This window comes from Anaerosporobacter sp., from assembly GCF_031551385.1.
Taxonomy (GTDB): domain Bacteria; phylum Bacillota; class Clostridia; order Lachnospirales; family Lachnospiraceae; genus Anaerosporobacter.
In genome coordinates this window covers 1-18,785 of sequence record NZ_JAVBNS010000032.1, presented here as the reverse complement: position 1 = coordinate 18,785, position 18,785 = coordinate 1, and the positions used below count along the sequence as shown (strand labels likewise).

The following is an 18,785-nucleotide window of genomic DNA, read 5'->3' as shown; positions in this document are numbered from 1 at the left end:
ATTCTAAAATTTAGTGTTTTATCTCATTTGAATCTGAGATAAAGTGCATTTTACAGAAATGAGGTAACACACTACTCCTTAGAAAAGTGTTCTCATACTTAAAATACTCCATACCATTCACACACATAAGTGCATAGCATCTTATATCGCTATGTGAAGGTATGGAGCAATTATTACTTAATTAAATTGAAAATCCCAATTTAATTATTGTCCAAAACATTCAGATAAAGCTGCTTTGTTGTATTCGTTTGCTTTTTGCTCTAATTCGCTTACATAGTCAGCTGCGTTCTTTCCATCGATACGAACAGAATCTTCGATTCCAGCGTATGCTTCAGCAATGAAAGTAACGAATCCTGGGATTTGAGTATCACCAAAAGGAATTACGTTAATACATTTTTCAAAGAATGCATCAAAATATGGACCATATTTTAAGTCTGCTTCTGTAGGATTTGCTTTTGTTGCTGATGGATAGAATTCTTTGATTCCAGCCCATACAGTTTCATCTAATGTAATTGGAAGTGGCATAGATTGTTTGTAAATTGGAGTACCATCTGCTGCTGTTAAAGTTTTGTAACCTTCAACTTTGTAAGTCCAACCTTCTGCTCCCCAGCCCATCCATTTTAATAATTCGTAAGCTTCTCTTGGGTTTTCTGTTCCTGATGAAATACCACCAAAGTCAAGTACACCAAATACGTTCTTAGATCCAGAACCTTCCACTACAGGAGTTGTGTAAGGAACGAATTCAATACCTTTTTCTTTCCATTCATCTGTATCAAATAAGTTAAGGTAAGTCCACCAAGCATCTAATTGGAAACCAATTTTTCCTGTTGAACCAGCCCAAGCTGTTCTATCGCCTGTCCAAGCTTCATTTTCATCTGTATCCCAGAATGGTGCATGATATTTACCGTTTACAAGTTCTGCCCATTGGTTAACACCTTTTGCCCAGTTTTCCATGTTGAATGAAGTTCCATCCCAACCGAATTCACCGATACAGTTTGGATCTGCTGCTACTGGATAGTAAGTTACAAGTGAATGATATTGATTGAATCCGTAGATTCCATCACTTGGAGAAGTAACTGCTTTGATTGAGTTGATCATTTCATCCCAAGTCCAGCTTGTTGAAGGCATATCTACGTTCATTTTTTCGAATACTGCCATATCTGCATAAATTGCATCTGGGAAGAATTTCATTGGAGTTCCGTATTTTACGTCTGTTCCGTAGTATCCCATTTTTGCTTCGTTAATTGTAGGAAGAATGTTGTTGTTTTCAGCATCTGCTTCCCAGTATGCTGTCATATCACCAAGTAATTGATTTGATAATGCGAAATCACAGTTACCAAGAATCATCATACAGTCTGGAGTTTCACCATTGTTAACCATGTTAAGTAATGTATTGTTATATTCTCCGTCTGCTGGATAGTATTGTGTTTCAACTTTGATGTTTGGATATTTTTCCATGAACTTTTCAGCAAGAAATTGAACAAGTGGATCGTTATCAAAGTGAACATAAGTTAATGTAATGTTCTCTGTTGTCATTTCTGGTAATGTACTTGCTACTGGATCTGTTGCTGCATCATCACCTGTTGTATCTGGTGTTGTTGCATCATCTGTTGCTGTGTTGTTTGTAGTATCTGTTTGTTCTTGTGTGTTTGCTTTTGTGTTGTTGTCTTTGTTGCCAGATGATCCTGCACATCCACTAAGCATTCCAACACACATTGCTGTTGCTACTAAAAGACTCATGAATTTTTTCATTTTTCTCATAATAAAAAACCCTCCTTTTTTTAAATACACCATGTTTGAGCAATTGCTCTATATTTCTAATGAATGATGAATTATCTTTCGCCCCTTTTCCTTAGCCCAATACGTAAAAGGGGCATCAGATAATTATTCACCAGTAATACCAGTTCTATCAAGACTTTCAACGAATTGACGTTGAAGTACGAAGTACATAATGAGTAGTGGTAATATACTAAGCATTGTTCCTGACATCTTAATGGATTCGTTCAAACTTACCATACCGTTGCCCGAGACGCTCGCCTGACTCGTGTAGGAGTCCGCAAAGTTCTTCAAGGATACAACAAGTGTACTCCAATCACTCTTTGATACAGCACCACATACATATAATTGTGTTAGATATGATTCATTCCAATACCAAACAATTGAGAATAGGAATACAACCAATATCGCTGGTGCTGCTGATGGTAATGCAATCTTCATAAATGATTTAAAATGTCCTGCACCATCTATTTTTGCTGCTTCTATCAGTGCCTGTGGAACTTGACTAAAGAAGTTAAAGAATATCAGTATAAATATCTGGCTCTTTAATCCCTGTCCCAGTGCTGCTGGGAATATAAACGCTTTCAAAGAATTTAAAATCTTTAAATCAGAATACCATACATAGTTTGGCATCATTGTTACCTGTGATGGTAAGATAAAAGAGAAGATTAATATTCCTAACATTAATTTTTTCCCTTTAAAATTATATCTTGCAAAACCATATCCTATAATGGCACACATTACAACGTTTAATAATGTAGGTAATCCAGCTATAATGACAGATTGACCAAATGTTTTCCAGAAGTTCATTGATTTCGCTGCATCGATATAGTTCTTTACATATAAGGTACTTGGTATCCAGTCTACGGAAGTATCAAGCAAATCATCAATTGGCATAAAGCTTCTACTAATCATGTAAAGTAGTGGGTACAGGTAAACAAATCCAATGCAGATTAATAATGCATATACAACTGTCATTTTCCCAAAACCTTGCTTGTCTTTCGTACCAAAGATAAATTTCTTTGCTTTGTCTCGGTTAATTGTTAGTTTTCTGCCTTTTATGTTCATACCTTGCCCCCTTTCTTTGAACTCTTGCTAATGTTCTATTTTGCTTTCTTACTTCTTTTTTGTATGCTTTTTCTTTCTTAGCATAAACGTCTTTCTTTGTAATTAATAAGACTGCTACAAATGCTACAATTGCTGTTACGATAATCGCATACATCCAAGCCATCGCTGATGCGTAACCATATCCTCTACTAACATCAAACATTGCACTTTGAATTAATACAATTAAGCTGTTCTGTTCATTGTTTGATAAGAAGATAACGGTATATACTGCTGCTAATAATATCATTGATTTAATTGTTGGAAGTGTAATTTTCCAAAACTCTTCCCAAGTTGAACTACCATCAATTCTAGCTGCTTCATATAATGATTTATCAATCTTTTGTATTGCTGCTAAGAATAACAGAATCTGTACTCCCGAATACCACAAGATCATAATCATGTTTGAAAACAGGTTTGCAATTGCATCTGCAATCATTCCTGGTAGAAAACCATTTAAGAACTGCTCAATCATTACTGAGTTCATTGATGGAATTGTTGCTGCTCCTTGGTCTGCTAACTGTGCCATAACAGGACCACTGGCAATAATAACTGGTAAGAAGAATATTAATCGGAAGAACCCTTTAAAACGAATCTTACTATTTAAAAGTAATGCAATAATTAATGCGAATACTACGATTACTGGTACAGCTAAAAGTGTATTCATTGCATAACCTGCTAACTCCGTAGGAAACGTTACATCCTTTTGCCAGATATCACGGTAGTTCTGCATACCTACCCAGTTCAGTATTCTTCCTTTTGGTGTCATTTTAATCTTATAGAATGCATACTGAAATGATTGTATCAATGGATATATTACAAACAGTAACATACCGATAATCCATGGGAACACGAATAAGTAACCAACGCGTTCCTCTCTCTTTTTCAGCTGTCCAGGTTTTCTTTTTACTGTCTTTTCTCTACTCATTTCATTCACCTACCCTATAAGACATGCCATCAACTGTAACTCCATCAAGCGAAACAGCATAACTATTGTAGTTTACATAAATCTTTACGCCGTTATCGTAAGTAACAACTGCTACATTTTCTTGTGGTTTTTCATGGTTCTCAATGCAAGCACCCTGTACTGCATTGTTTACTTCTTTTAACTTTGTATAATACTCAACTACATCTTTCTTATAAACACTATACTTTGCAGAATAGAGATCACAAGAATTTGTATATATTAATTTTGATGTATCCTCATATGTTAAGTAGAAGGAAGGACTGATACCAGTTTCTACAAGTTTAAGGAAGTTCTCTTGTTTATCAGCTTCAAAATTAACATAATCACTATATAGAGGCATAATACCTTTTAATACAATTGATAAAAATGGAACGTCTTCGTCAACAAAGATATAATCAGAAGAACCAACTGGAATGTTATACAATGCACTTGCATACTTCCATAAGTAAGCAAATGGCTCATCTAAAATTAAATCTGTGCTCTCGCTCATTGTATTCAAAAGATCATTATATACATTAGCGGTATCTACTCTACCATATGTACTTCCACTATATGTGTAAGAGAACAATTCATTTGTGATACCTGCAAGAGCGATGTTATCAACACCTTTTTTCGTATACGTCTTTAACAAGTTTTTAATATTAGAAGCACTCTTTGTTGGAGTAAGATAAACCATTTTTTCGAATACATCTTTGTATGTGTCTTCTTCAAATAGACGTTTATCAATTCTCTTTACAACATTGAATGTAGTATTACTTGTATCTGGATTAGCTCGAAGGCCATCTTGGTATAGATAAAGTTTAATTCCCATCTCTTCTAAATCTTTAACGAGATTCGTAAGCTTTCTTGTACCACCAAGTTTTGAATCTGCTTTATACTTCGTAATCGGAACAGAGTTAATTCCACCTTTTTGCCAACCTTTATAGATGGCAAGAATGTCTGTTACATTTTCTTGTTGTAAATCTTCGATAATTTCTTTTAATTGCTTTGTTGTAGTCATTGGAACAGATACATTGAAGATAAACCATTTCTTAATATCACTTCCAAGAAAATCAAGGCGAATCTTAAAAGCATCATCTTGCTTTACAATTTCTTGTTTTTCTAATAAATAGTTACGGTAAACTTTTGCTAAACCTGTATAGTCTGCTTCTTCGCCTCTTGTGAATGCATATCTAACTTTAATGTTACTATGTGTACGATCTGCTTCAACTTTATCTGTAGAACCACCTGATTTACTAGTTGGTTGTACATATACTTGACGTAAACGGAACTTTGAAGTAATCCAGTTGTAATTTGTATAAGCACCATTTGGATACGCTTCAATGGTTGCATCGTATTCGCCTTCTTCAATGATTCCTAGATAAGCCATTTGAGAATCTGAATGAACCATTCCAAATACAGGTGCCATAATCATCTCTGCATCATTTACTGTTTGGAATTGTCCCCAGAATAATGACAATACATAAGATTCATTGAAACCAATGTTATCGCCATATACTTTTTGTGAAAAGCCTGAAGCATATTTTCCATCATTATTTTCCAGATTAATAATTGCACCATTTCCATCTGGAATTAACATATAACCACTTCTGTCACCTAGGTATGTATTTCCCATGAAAGGATATACATAGATATTACCAATCTTATATTGTGCATTCTCTTCCATAATGGAGTCATCAGGAATCTCTACTGAAAATCCATCATCTGTTAATGCTACATTTACTTTATAAGAAAAGCCATATTTTTCATAAGTAACATCTGCTGCGAATCCATTCCCTGTTGTCTGTACACTTACTTTTGCACCTTCAAGTAGGCTTGCTCTTGTAAGCTGTGTAGACACGTTATCAATTACTTCTAATACAATTCCTGATTGCATGAAGTTCTTCCAAGATGCATTACTCTTTCCATCGTCTTCTGTCACTGTGGATTCCATAATTGTACCAGTTTTTTTATCTCGAATAATAATTGAAAGTGTGTCTTCATATAGATAAAGCTGATAATTATCGTTTTCAGCAATTAATTTGTGATCCTTAATTGTCTGTGCATTATTTTCACTAACGATATACTCTTCCGCCTTAACAACTGTTGAATTGCCAAGTCCAGGAAGTAACGCTAACAATAGCAACATAGTTACTGCTAATATACAATTTTTTATTTTATTCAAATCGATACGCCACCTCTCCGACTATTTTAACTACGAATTCAACAACTTGTGAGAACAAGATGTATAGGATAAATGCTACTAATGCTACGATTAATACGGTAAATGCTGTAAGCAAGATATTCTTAATACTTTCTTTAAACGAGTAATTGTTTATCTCTTTTAATGCAATAAACAATAGAATCAAAATCCAAGCATACATAAAGTAGTATGTAAATTCTACAAGGAATACTTCACTGAATGTTACTACATTACTAAGTATAATTCCTACTGGTTTAAAGAATAGATAAGGAGTTAATGCATATGCATATCCACAATATAATTGGCGGAATTTACTTTCACCATCATTGATTGTACACATTAAGTAGTTACAAACAATAAGTACAAGGAATATGATTACTACTTTACCGATATCTCCAACTAAATCGTAATATCCATCTCTAACGTTCTTTAATAAGAAACCACAACCATATTTACCAATAATGCTTAGTACGATTACACCTGCCAAGATAATGTTAGCGCAAAGATAAGAATCTTTTCCTTCTCTCTTTACTGCGTAGCATCCATCAAATGGGTGTTTCATAAATTGTGGTGCATATCGTAATTGACTAATCAATCTTCTTTCTTTAAAGCCTGCTGTCTTATTACGTATTGCTACAAGGAAGCCAATGGAGTCTTTCTTTCTCTTTAGGAATGTAATGATTCCAAGAAGAACTACAATGATTACGATACTTATAATTAGGTTTTCTCTAATCCAATCATTTCTGATTTCCCAGAATGCATTAGAATATCCAGTCCAATCTTTTGCAAGTCTTGCATAGCGTAATGCTTCTGAATAATTTTCTTCTTGGTAGTAAGCTCTTCCCATTGCCTTATTGGCATAGTCAAACAAACTATTCATTTCAAGTACTTTTGTTAATGGTTCTTTACTTTCTGTATATCTACCTTTTCCGTATAGATATAATGCTTCATGAAGTAAGTTTGTAAACTCGGTTGGTTTGAAGATATGAATCTGTTGTTTCTCACCATCTAATACGTAGATTCTGTTGTTTGGATCAATTCCCATTGCAACTACTCTACCACATAGACCGATTCTTCCTCTACCATCATCACGACCACCAAATACAAAAAGCATTTCACCATCATCACTGTATTCATAGATGTAACCATCTTGAGAAGCTACGAATATATTCTCAAAGTTTCCTGTTGTAACCGCTGCTGGCAACTCATCATAAGCATCTGGCTCAATTAAGTTATTACCTGCGATATTCAACTTTTTAAGTGTTGCTATATTCTCACCTTGCGTAACTGTGTAGATTAGCCCTTGTTCATCAACCGACAAGTTTGTAGGTGTTGAAGGAAGGTTACTTAACATCTTCGCCTTTTGTTCATCTGTAAAAATCATTCTTTGGAACATTTGTAACAATGTTACTGATGTATAGTTCGTACCAAAGTATCCAATGAATGTTCCTCCATCTGTTGGTGAAATCTGAACGATACCGTTTGTATTTCCTTCACAGATGATATACATATTTCCACTTCTGTTAACAACGATTTTCTGTGGCTTAAAATCTACTTTTCCACCATACAATGGGTGATCAGGTTTTCCATACTCGTTAATCTTAACGCCTGCACTATTATAAACAACTACCTTTTTCCCATCTTTATCCGCAACATATAATGTCTTATCTTCTGTTACATAGATACCTGTAGGAGCAACTAGCTCTCCTTCTCCTACTGTATTTACATAATTTCCTTCCAAATCCGAAATCAAAATTCTTTTGTTTCCAGTATCAGCTACATACACAAATCCATCATCCGTTACGACCATATCAGAAGGTGAAGAAAATGAGTAATCTCCGATTTTAGTGATTGAAGAATCTGGAGAATAAGCACTTTGTGTCTCTGACACATATCCATATCCGTCCATTGTATAAGTTTTATATGGAGTAGACGCTTCGGATAATACAGGTGTTAGTAATGCAATTGCTGCTGTTAACAAAACCAGCGCGCTTCTTAATCTTTTCTTACTCACTTGCTTTCCCCCCTCTACTTCATACCCGAATGAGCCATTGTGTTCATGATACTATTTTGTAGTATAATAAATAGTACTAAGTTTGGCACAAACATGATTAACGCTGCCGCTGCTGCAACACCTTGACCTGCAACAGTATTATTTGCTGCTATTAATGTATTCATATAGAATGCTAATGTTTTAACACCTTCATTACTAACATATAAGTTCGAACTTTCTACGTTAACCCATACTTGTTGGAATGCAAGTATCGCAGAAGTTGCAATTGCAGGTTTAATCATTGGTAATATGATCTTAAAGTAAACTCTTAAATCTGTCGCTCCATCTATATAAGCCGCTTCAATTAGTGCATCTGGTACTTGGTCAATAAACTGTTTTACCAAGAACAAACTAACTGGCATTGCAAGGAGTGGCAAGATATGTGCAAGATATGTATCTGTAAGTCCTAGAACATTAATTGTTAAGTATCTAGGAATCATAACTGCAACGGGAACAAACATTAACGCCATATTATTAACTTCTAATATTGTATTCTTTAATTTGAATTTAAGTTTTGATAACGCAAATCCAGAAGCTGTTGATAAAAAGATAGAACCAAGTACAACAACGACTGTTACGATCAAACTGTTAAATACATATCTACTCATTGGAATACCAGACATTGCTGATGCTTTAAACAACTTCGTAAAGTTATCAAGTGTCGGTCTTGTTACAAGGAACTTTGGCGGGAAGGCGAAAAGTTCATCCATTGGTTTAAACGCATGGCAGAATATGAATATAATCGGAAGAAGCATAAACAGCGCTAAAGGTAATACTGCAAGAATAATTTTAATCTGTCTCTTCTCAAACTTCTTAGGATTAATATTACTTCCTTTATAACCAGCCATTTTGAATCCTCCTCTCTAGTCTTTCTCTTGGAATAATTTCTTGGATATCGTAGAGAAGGTCCAAACAATTCCAAGTAACACTACTGAAACTGCTGCTGCATATCCCATCTCGTAACGGATAAATCCATAATCTTCAATATGGTTAACAATTAACTGTGCTGCATAGTTTGGTGTCGGATTCGCACCTGCTAACTGAACACCGATTAAACCATTTTGGAATGTTGCTACGATTGCCATAACCGCACCAAATAACATCTGTGGTTTCATTGTTGGTATTGTAATATACCACATCTCTTGAAAGCGATTCTTAACACCATCAAGTGCAGCCGCCTCGTATAGAGACTCATCTGCATTCAAGATACCTGCTAACATGGCCAAGAACCCTACACCCATACTACTCCATAATGCAACAATAATAACGATTGGAAGTAAAAATCTAGCGTCGATAAGCCAAATAATCGGCTCATTAATAATTCCAAGACGCATTAACCAACTGTTTAAGTAACCAGTTTGGTCACCACTGAATATAATCTTCCATAATACTGTCATTGCAACACCAGAAGTCATACTTGGTGAATAGAAAATCAATGCCAAGATTGTTCTTGGAACTTTTGACATCTGTGCTAACGCCCATGCTAGGATAAAGGATAATATGTATCCACCTGGCCCAACAATTAATGCATATAACACGGTTTTTGGTAATACATATTGCATAAATATCTCATCTCGTGTAAGAAGATTAACATAATTCAGAAATCCTACAAAACTAGGGAATTGAATCGTATTAAAGTTCGTAAAAGATAATGCCATAGCAATTACCATTGGAACAATAATGAATGTTGCAAATAAAATCAAGTATGGAGCAAGAAAAGCGTATGCCGATTTGTTTGCATTTTCGCGATTTCCAATTTTCGTTCTCTTATGAGTTGTGCCTGCTCTCACCTTTACTACCTCCCATCTTATTTCGTCTTGTTCAGGATTTCTCTAACAGTCTCAATTGTTGGTACTGTATAATTCTTAATTACTTTTCCATCCTTCATATATCCAAACTCTTCTAACTTTCTCTCTGTCTCACGGTCAATACGTTTTACTGCATTGTCTAAGGTAGTTCTTAAGTTCTTACCATTTACTACAATGTAGTTGTAAGCATTACTCATTTCACGCTCTAACATATATGTACCAAGAATTCTAGGTGCTTCCACAATCCATTTATCTTGTTCAACAATTACTTTCTTGTCTTCTGAACGGATTGCTAACTCTGAAAATGCTTCTGTGTTTGCTGTACTCCAGATATACTCATCACCATATGTGATTTGTAATGTCTGACCAAACTCTGCTTGCACTTCTGCTGATGACCACCATTTCATGAATTCCCAAGCTTGCGCTTCTTTTTCATCGTTAGAAGTAAACATTACTGTACTTTCTGCACCACCAGAAGAATAATGAACAACTTCACCATTTTCCTGCTCAACTCCAGGTACTAAAGCGATTCCCCATGAGTTTGCAATTTCAGGTGCTGCATTAATTAACAAGTTATATACGGAATAATCGGCAATACCGATTGGTAAATCACCATTTCTAAAGTGTTGATAGAAACTTGGAACATCTTTAGGAAGGTTATAGATCGTGAATAATTCTGTTAACTCTGTAAAACCTTTTACAGCAGCTTCACTATTAATTGTAGTATCTCCTGCATATTCACCATATAATGTTGCTCCGTTTTGGAATAATAATGGTGTTGTTCCATGGAATGTCTTCATTGCGAGCATACCAGCTGTAGGATAGTAGAAGTTCAAACCTCTCATCTGTAATTCTGGTAACATATCTCTTACATCATCCATTGTTTCTGGTACTTCAAGTCCTAATTTTTCAAGAACGTCGGTACGATAATACATAACCCAGAAGTTTCTTGTCTCAGGAAGAGCATAAATTCCATCTTCAATTGTTGCTGGTACTAACAAACCTTCTGTATATCTTGATGCGATTTCAGCAAAATCATCAAATTCTGTTAAATCTTTAATTGCTCCTCTTATACCAAGTTCAAATGGGATTGCATAGTTGATACCAGTTGCAATATCTGGTGCATCTCCTGATGCATTCGCAAGAACAAGTTTGTTTTGATCTGGCATAAGGGATAAATCAACTTGAATGCCTGTTTCTTTTGTAAAGCTTTCATCAATCATCTTCTGCATAATCTCAAGATATTGTCTTGAACGGTTAACCCATACTTGAAGATGTGTATCATCTGTACTGCTTACTGAATACGCTTGTTCTGAGAATGAATTAAAGAATCGACTTACATTCATTCCGATTGATTTAAAAAATCCTGTACCCTTAGGTAATTTTGCACTCGCTTGATATAGATAAAGACGATCAATGTATAAATTGTTTTTATTCAAATCATCTAATAGATTTGCTAAAAACCTTGTTACTGAACTTACGCTTGTTGATAACTCAGCGATACGATAAGGTAATTTGTTTGGCTCTTTTGCTAAACTTCTTAACTGATTTGACGCAACAGATACGGATGAAAACACACCAATTTGTTTTACTTTTGTGTTATAACATCTTACGCTGTCAACTAATGCTTCTAATTCGTCTGCATAATCAATTAATTTTTGTCCTACACCTGGAATGTATGATTCCATATCTAAATCTCTGTACTTATCTTTGTTTGTTCCTGCTACTTTTGTAATCTCTAATGATAAGTTATTAATTTCTGACATAATTGCTTCAACTGATTCCATAACGTGACAGACTGGATCCATACTTATTGTAAACGAAATGGTATGTACACCTTCTTCTAAGTACACACTAAGGTAGTTCTTATCATCATCTTGTAATGTTGTTGTTTTGTATCCTTTACCATAAGGAAATGGATAATCTTTGAATTCTGTGTTGCAGATTACTCCATCAACCTTAACGTCAACGAATACAGGGAAATCACTCTTATCACTTTGTTTGTAGTTAAGTGCGATATAATAATAGCCTGCCTTTTCAACATTCTGTTCATAGGTAACTGTTTGACCAGCATCTTTGAACGATGTACCATCTAACGTGTTTAACTCTCTGCTCTTAACATTGTAAGGAGTAACATCTACATCATACTCACATAACGCTCTGATAGAAGAGTCATTTCTTGAAGCTGGAGACTCACCTTGAAGTGTATAAATTGCATCTCCTTCTGCTTTTTCAGAACTTGTATATGTTTCAACTTTCGTTTCCTTATTCAAGTACACATTACCGATTAACACATTGCCTTCTGATACACCAAGCTCAATTGTATTCTTACCAGCCTGCAATTCAATTCCTAATGCATCTGAATGACGGTAACTGGCATCCATAACATACTTATTATTCCACGCCATAACCTTGTTCGGTATTGCTACGATTTGGTTACCATAACGGTCATAATCCATCTCTTCTTGGTTCTTCCATTCACTTTCGAATAGCAATCTTCTTGCCTCATAGAATGGAAATTCCCCATTTACTTTCATTGTCATCTCAACTGGTAAAATCGAGCTGTCAAATGATAAGTAATCAAAACTAATGTAATAAATTCCTGTCTCTTTTACGTCAAATGCTACTGTACCAGTTTGTTCAATTTCCATCTTTAACACTGGATTTTTATATTCATATGACGCTTCCATATCAGTCGCATTAATCAGAGTAGCTGTTCCATCTTGAAACGCTTGGTCAATCGGAATCTCTATCTGCTCTCCCTCATATGGTTTGGCAGTATATTCCGCGCTTACATGAGTGTATTTCTCAGCCAACAGTTCACTTGTATATACTGTACTTGTACCAGCTTCTGCGCTTGTACTTGTACTTGTTGTACTATCTGCTTTTACTGTTAGCGCAAACCCAAATACACTATTAATTAGGACAGAACCACTTAATAATATTGCAGTTAGCCTTGTAATGCTCTTGCGCATAATACCTTCCTCCGTTCTTCTAATCATTCCCATAACACATATTATTTAGCTTTTTCTAAAGTAATTTAATTTTACCATACAATGTATAGTTTCGTCAATGCTTTATCGTCACTTTTTATGCATTTTAACTACTTTCTTTAGATAAATGTGAAATAGTTGTGGTAATAACATACTTTCAAGCCAAATAATTCAATTAAATATATAGCAATTTAAAATTCTTTAAACGTTTTCACTAGTTCTCATCAGGAAGAGCGTAAATACCACTTCCCAATACAGAAACTCCTTGTTCAGATAACACAGAAAATATCATTACATTTTTCTTACCAAACTCATCCCATTGCTTTGTTATGATACCTTTATAGACTTCATCTTTAATCGTAAGTTCAATTTGGTTTTCATTTTTGAATGTCCATGTTCCTGTAACTTGACCAGTTATCGTGTGATCTGCATTAAGCGTGATTTCTGTTGATTTCTTCATTAGAGATGAGATGTCCTGCATTTGATTAATATACTTGTACGGACCAACAACATCTTCCTCTGTGTAGCTACCAAGTGTTTCTCCTACATAGCGATAAGGAGAAACAACAAACCAGCCGTCTTCATTGAGATAGAGCTGATGCACTCTCACTTCGTGGTTTTCTCCTCTGTTCTCAAATCTTGTATGGAAAATCATATAGTAGCTGTTTGTTTCTTTATTATAAGTAACGGAGTTATGTCCTGGTGATACATATCCGTTTCTTAACTTCCCTGTTTCTCCATCAATATAATTGAATTTTATATTTCCTAAAATCTTTGTTCCGTATTTTGCAGCCGTAGTATCATCAAAGAATGTACCTGCTGCACCTTTACAGTCAATCATATCGTTTCCAGCCGCATCATAATATGGGCCATCTGGAGTTTTTGAACGGCATACTCGAACATTATAACCGCCTGTTGAATCTAAACCACCGAAAGAAAGGAACATGTAGTAGTAATCGGTTTCTTCACTATAGATAACATAAGGAGCTTCAATTCGAAGATGATTTGCACCAAGTAGTTTCTTTCCATATCCTTTTTCTAATGGGAAACCAGTTTGTGCATCAAGCTCTAATATATAGATACCACCAGAGTAGGAACCATACATCATCCATAAACGTCCTTCTTTGTCAAAAAAGACACTTGGATCTACTACATTCGGATGAACCGTTGCATTATATGTGTTTCCATCTTCACTAGGTGTATTCGCATCCATTCCCGACTTCAAGATAATTCCCAAGTTTTTATATGGACCCTCTACTTGATCAGACACAGCAATTCCAAGTGCAGATACTGGTGAATCTCCTTTACATGCGCAGTAGTACATATAGAACTTTCCGTCTGCTAACTGAATAACATCAGGTGCCCATAACGTATCCGATTGTGCCCATGTTAGTGCTTCTTCTAATTCTTCCGGGGCATTTGGTATGATTGGATTTGTTTTATTTACACCAGATCCAATCAATTCCCAGTTCATTAAATCATCTGATTTTGCTCCTGCAAGATGAGAACCAAATATATAGTAAGTACCATCAACTTCTATAACAGATGGATCATGAACACCGACATTACTAAAACTGTAATTTACTTCTGTCTGTGCATTCAATTTACTTTCTATATAGCCTTCTTCCTCGTCTGGTGTTTCCTCTACTTGCTTTGTATCATCAGACGTTGTGTCTTCTGGCTCATCTTGCTTTACTTCGCTTTGCTCAGTAGTCTCTTTTACTTGCTCTTGATTCTTTGTATCATTGTTTTTCTTACATCCCGTTAATGCAATCACCAAAGACAAACACAATGCTATCTTTCGGATATTTTTTTTCATATCTTGCACCTTACCCTTCTATTTCGAATATTGGGAATCCCGTTTCACTCCATTTTACTTCAAGAATCATTGCATGACGATTTGGATCTTGTAATGGATCACCTACAATCTTTTCATAGGTTCTTGCATGATAAATCATTAAATCCTTTGTACCATCTTCTGATTTTGTAAAACTGTTGTGTCCTGGTCCATAGATTCCTTTTTCCTCATCTGTTGCAAGAACGGGATTTCTTAATTTCGTCCAAGACAATGGATCTAACATATCAGATTCTTCGTCTGCATAAAGTAAACCTACGCAGTAACATGCTCCTGTTCCACTTGCAGAAAATGTTACGAATATCTTTCCATCTTTCTTTAACACTCCAGGTCCTTCATTTACCCAGAAATCAACTCTTTCCCAATCATAATCAGGAGTTGTTAATAACACTTGAACTGTACTTAATTTTGTTCCTGATTCCATCTTCGCAATATAAAGATTTGATATTTGTTTTCCAACACTAACTTTTTCTGCCCAAATATAGAAGTACTCACCCTTGTTTTCAAATACCGTTGCATCTAACGAAAATGCTTGGAACGAAAATTCATCATCATCTGCACATTGCATCTTGCCTTTTTCTTCCCATGCATCGTTCATTGGGTCTTGTCCTTGACATTCTAACACGAATGGTCGAATCTTCCAGATGTCATCTCTTTCACCTGCCGCAAAATATATGTACCATTTACCAAAGATGTAGTGAATCTCTGGTGCCCAGATATGCTTACTCATCTCGCCAGACTCATGCTTATTCCAAATTGTAATTTCTTCTGCATCTGCAAGCCCTGCAATCGTAGTCGCGCGTCTAAGAATAATCTTATCATACGCTGGTACGGATGCAGTAAAGTAATAATTTCCGTCTGTATGTTTGTATACATAAGGATCTGCTCTTTGTTCAATTAAAGGTACGTTATATTTTGTGTATGTTGCGTTTGTATTGTTTTCCATTTGAAAGCCCTCTCTTTCTTCTTATATGTTAGTGCTTGTCACTAACATTGTTGGTGACTTTTACTAACATTGTTTCCCACCGTAGTATAGTTATAATTTTATTTATTTGTTTTTAATCTGAATATCGATACTGAATTTGCTGGTGCAATATATTCATACTCTTGTGTTACTTTAATCTCTGTTGTTACAGGCACGATGTTTTCAGGATTCTTAATGCTATTCTCAGCTTTCGTATCCTCACCTGAAAGAACTTCCACTGTTCCTTCTCCTGTAATATCACAGTTTTCTAATTTCATATCTACTTTATGTTCTTCTGCTTTTGTGTTAACCAATTTTACAATAATATCTCCTGTTGCTTCATCTTTACTAACAGTTTGATATACTGGGAACACTTCTGGAACTTCAATTACATGCATTTCTTTTTCGTCTAAGTAACATGTGATTGTATCTTTCGTCACTACTACTTTAATCTCATACCAACGATTTGCTTGAATATTAACATTGCGAATATCAGAAACTGTGTTTTTTGTTCCTCCAAGAGCTTCTTCAACTACACTTCTTGTATTGTTCCAACCACCGATATTCCAGTGATAGAAGTTCTTTTGGTCTTTTACTGCAAAAGGAATTAGGAATCCTTCATCTCCAGATAGTTTCTTAGCTCTAACTGTGTATGTATAATTTGTCCAACTTGTATCTCCTATATAGGAAGCACTTCCCATAATGGCATCATTTGTTGGATAGGAAGCATTGGTTTGTGCAAAAACTTTATTGCCGTCTTCCTCTTCAATAATCTCATAGATACCTTGGCTGCTTCCTTCAAAGTTTGGATCTTTTTCAGAGAAATCATTTTCATATAATACTTCGTTTGTCTCATTATCAACTACTTTAATATCATCAAACACGGCTGCTGTTTTCCAAGTTCCTACTCCAACCTTACCAGTTGCGCCTTCTCCTTCTACACCTTCTAATGCACTTTCAAGGATATAGTCTCCTGTGTTGTTTGCGAACATCTTTTGTACATAGTAATTTACAGAACCAAATACATTACTGTTGTTAAACCAAATCATGTCTGGTCTCCACTGTGAAGAAAGGGTGTTACCAAACAATGGAGCATATGCTGCCATCTTAACAATATCACTGTTTCTTTCAAGTGCTGTCATATAGGCCGCTTCTGCTACTGCTGCTCCTAATGTATTAGATTTCGCTGCATATTCTCCTAGGAAAACACCTGCGCCTTCTCTATCATAACTATCATATCTGCTCGTATTCTTTAAGAACCATTCTGGTTCATTGTAGTAATGTTCATCTACTAAGTCTGCATAAGAAACTGCATCATCATTATGACTGTTTATCTCTTTCCATGCATTATCAAACAAATCTCCACTTGATAATGGTCCAGAAGAAGAAATCAATTCAATATCAGGATATTTCTCTCTGAATACTTGGACAAACTTTTCATATCTCTTAAAGTATTCATCACCCCATTGCTCATTTCCAATTCCTATGCATGTAATTTCAAATGGTTCTGTATGTCCCATACCGATACGAACGCTTCCCCATGTTGTTGATGCATCTCCTCTGCAAAACTCAACTAAATCTAAAGCATCTTGAATATATTCATCTAACTCGTTCAAAGCCGCTAATGTGTTTGTTTGACCCGCTGCTCTTGCTTGACAAGACATTCCGCAGTTTACAATCGGAACTGCTTGTGCTCCTAAATCTTCACATAGTAAGAAATATTCATAAAATCCAATTCCGTATGTTTGGTAATAAGGGTATTTTGTTGTTCCAATCCATAAGTTTTCATTTTGCTTTCTTTGTGCAACATCTCCAACAGTGTCTTTCCAGTTGTATGCATTCTCAAGTGGATTTCCTTCTACGATACAACCTCCTGGGAAACGAATAAATGTTGGATTTAACTCTTCAAGCATCTTAACCATATCTGCTCTAAGTCCGTTTTCACGGTTCTTATATGTATTAACAGGGAACAAAGAGACCATATCCATGTACACACTACCCTTTTCTTCAAGTAGCAATGATAAACTTCCCTTCTCTACGGTTTCTTCTGCTTTGATTATAATTTCTTTTTTCTCCCATGAAGAATCTACGTCTTCTATGTAGGCACTGCCGATGCTATTGCCATCGCGATTTTCTAAAGCAACTTTGACTTTTCCTTTATAAGAATCGCTCTTTATATATACTGTAAAACGATATTCCTCATCTTTTTCAAAAGACATACCTTCAAGAAAACCTTTATTGCGCATTCCACTATCTTCTGACTCTGCTGTTAACTCTACATAGCTTGGATTGTTTTTATTTAATGCATCTTCTGTACATATTGTTAATTTTGCATTATTAACTACTTCATAACCATGAAGTTGACCATTCTCTGCAAGCGATGCATCGAATTCAAACGAACGGTTGATTACTTTTTCAGCATATAGACCTCCATCTGCAGCAAAGTTTATATCCTCGAAAAATAGTCCGTACAAGTTGTCACTAATATCAATTCCTTGCTTCTCACCATTAATCTGTAAGCAATAATTCGTATCTTTCATTTCTTCCTCCTCCAATTCATTAGTTTGGTCATTCGTTTGATCATTTACTTGTTCGTTTACTTGTTCATTTCCTTGATCATTTGTATGATCCTTCTTACAACCAGCCAAAAGTAACATTGACATCAAACAGCAAAACACAGTTATTTTCTTCGTGCTAAAATGTTTTTTCATATTGATTCCCTCTTTTCGCTCGTACAACTAAATTATTTTAGTTAATTCTAAACTATATTTAAATTATAACTAAATCCGATTGTTTTGTAAAGTAGTTTTGTATATATTATACTACAATCATTTAGATTAAACTAGATTTATATACGTTTTCCTAAATTTATTTACATCAAATTTCCTTTAACTTGTCTGCACTTGCGCATTCCTAACAAAAAAATTTTCTTACTCTATTTCAATAGAGTAGAGAAATAATAGCTAGTATTATTTCCCTCTCATTGAACCGTACGTACGGGTCTCGTATACGGCTCTACAACTTATATTCCAACATTTCTTAGATAATAATTTAAAGGATTGAGCAAACCAGCTCCGTCCTTT

At 35.2% G+C, this 18,785-nt stretch carries 11 protein-coding genes; all 11 read right to left on the bottom strand.

All coding sequences use genetic code 11. The annotated features are described in order from the left end of the window. Positions 1-204 precede the first annotated feature (204 nt). Positions 205-1,761, bottom strand: a complete 1,557-nt coding sequence (locus RMR19_RS03895) for an ABC transporter substrate-binding protein (RefSeq protein ID WP_310602186.1) — start codon at positions 1,759-1,761, stop codon at positions 205-207. Positions 1,762-1,884: 123 nt separating this feature from the next. Next, positions 1,885-2,844 (bottom strand): carbohydrate ABC transporter permease, encoded by a 960-nt coding sequence (locus RMR19_RS03890; protein ID WP_310602185.1) that lies wholly within the window; start codon positions 2,842-2,844, stop codon positions 1,885-1,887. Then, the gene (locus RMR19_RS03885; protein ID WP_310602184.1) at positions 2,813-3,808 is read right to left on the bottom strand and encodes a carbohydrate ABC transporter permease; all 996 of its coding nucleotides are present in this window, start codon (positions 3,806-3,808) and stop codon (positions 2,813-2,815) included. Before RMR19_RS03885 ends, RMR19_RS03890 begins: the two co-directional genes overlap by 32 nt. 1 nt (position 3,809) lies before the next feature. Next, on the bottom strand, positions 3,810-6,011 hold the full coding sequence (locus RMR19_RS03880) for a DUF5696 domain-containing protein (protein ID WP_310602183.1): 2,202 nt from the start codon (positions 6,009-6,011) through the stop codon (positions 3,810-3,812). Next, positions 6,004-8,043 carry a YIP1 family protein gene (locus tag RMR19_RS03875; RefSeq protein WP_310602182.1) on the bottom strand — a complete coding sequence of 680 codons (2,040 nt, stop codon included), beginning with the start codon at positions 8,041-8,043 and terminating at the stop codon, positions 6,004-6,006. The genes RMR19_RS03880 and RMR19_RS03875 overlap by 8 nt, the downstream gene beginning before the upstream one ends. A gap of 14 nt (positions 8,044-8,057) precedes the next feature. Beyond that, positions 8,058-8,930 (bottom strand): carbohydrate ABC transporter permease, encoded by an 873-nt coding sequence (locus RMR19_RS03870; RefSeq protein WP_310602181.1) that lies wholly within the window; start codon positions 8,928-8,930, stop codon positions 8,058-8,060. Positions 8,931-8,945: 15 nt separating this feature from the next. Continuing rightward, positions 8,946-9,872 (bottom strand): carbohydrate ABC transporter permease, encoded by a 927-nt coding sequence (locus RMR19_RS03865; RefSeq protein WP_310602180.1) that lies wholly within the window; start codon positions 9,870-9,872, stop codon positions 8,946-8,948. A gap of 17 nt (positions 9,873-9,889) precedes the next feature. Further along, on the bottom strand, positions 9,890-12,865 hold the full coding sequence (locus tag RMR19_RS03860; protein ID WP_310602179.1) for an extracellular solute-binding protein: 2,976 nt from the start codon (positions 12,863-12,865) through the stop codon (positions 9,890-9,892). 232 nt (positions 12,866-13,097) lie between these two features. Beyond that, positions 13,098-14,702: a glycoside hydrolase family 43 protein gene (locus tag RMR19_RS03855; RefSeq protein WP_310602178.1), complete on the bottom strand. Its 1,605-nt coding sequence runs from the start codon at positions 14,700-14,702 to the stop codon at positions 13,098-13,100. Between the two features lie 10 nt (positions 14,703-14,712). Next, a complete protein-coding gene (locus RMR19_RS03850; RefSeq protein WP_310602177.1) occupies positions 14,713-15,684 on the bottom strand; it encodes a glycoside hydrolase family 43 protein in 972 nt (323 codons plus the stop codon). 98 nt (positions 15,685-15,782) lie between these two features. Beyond that, positions 15,783-18,413: an alpha-L-arabinofuranosidase C-terminal domain-containing protein gene (locus RMR19_RS03845; RefSeq protein ID WP_310602176.1), complete on the bottom strand. Its 2,631-nt coding sequence runs from the start codon at positions 18,411-18,413 to the stop codon at positions 15,783-15,785. Positions 18,414-18,785 lie beyond the last annotated feature (372 nt).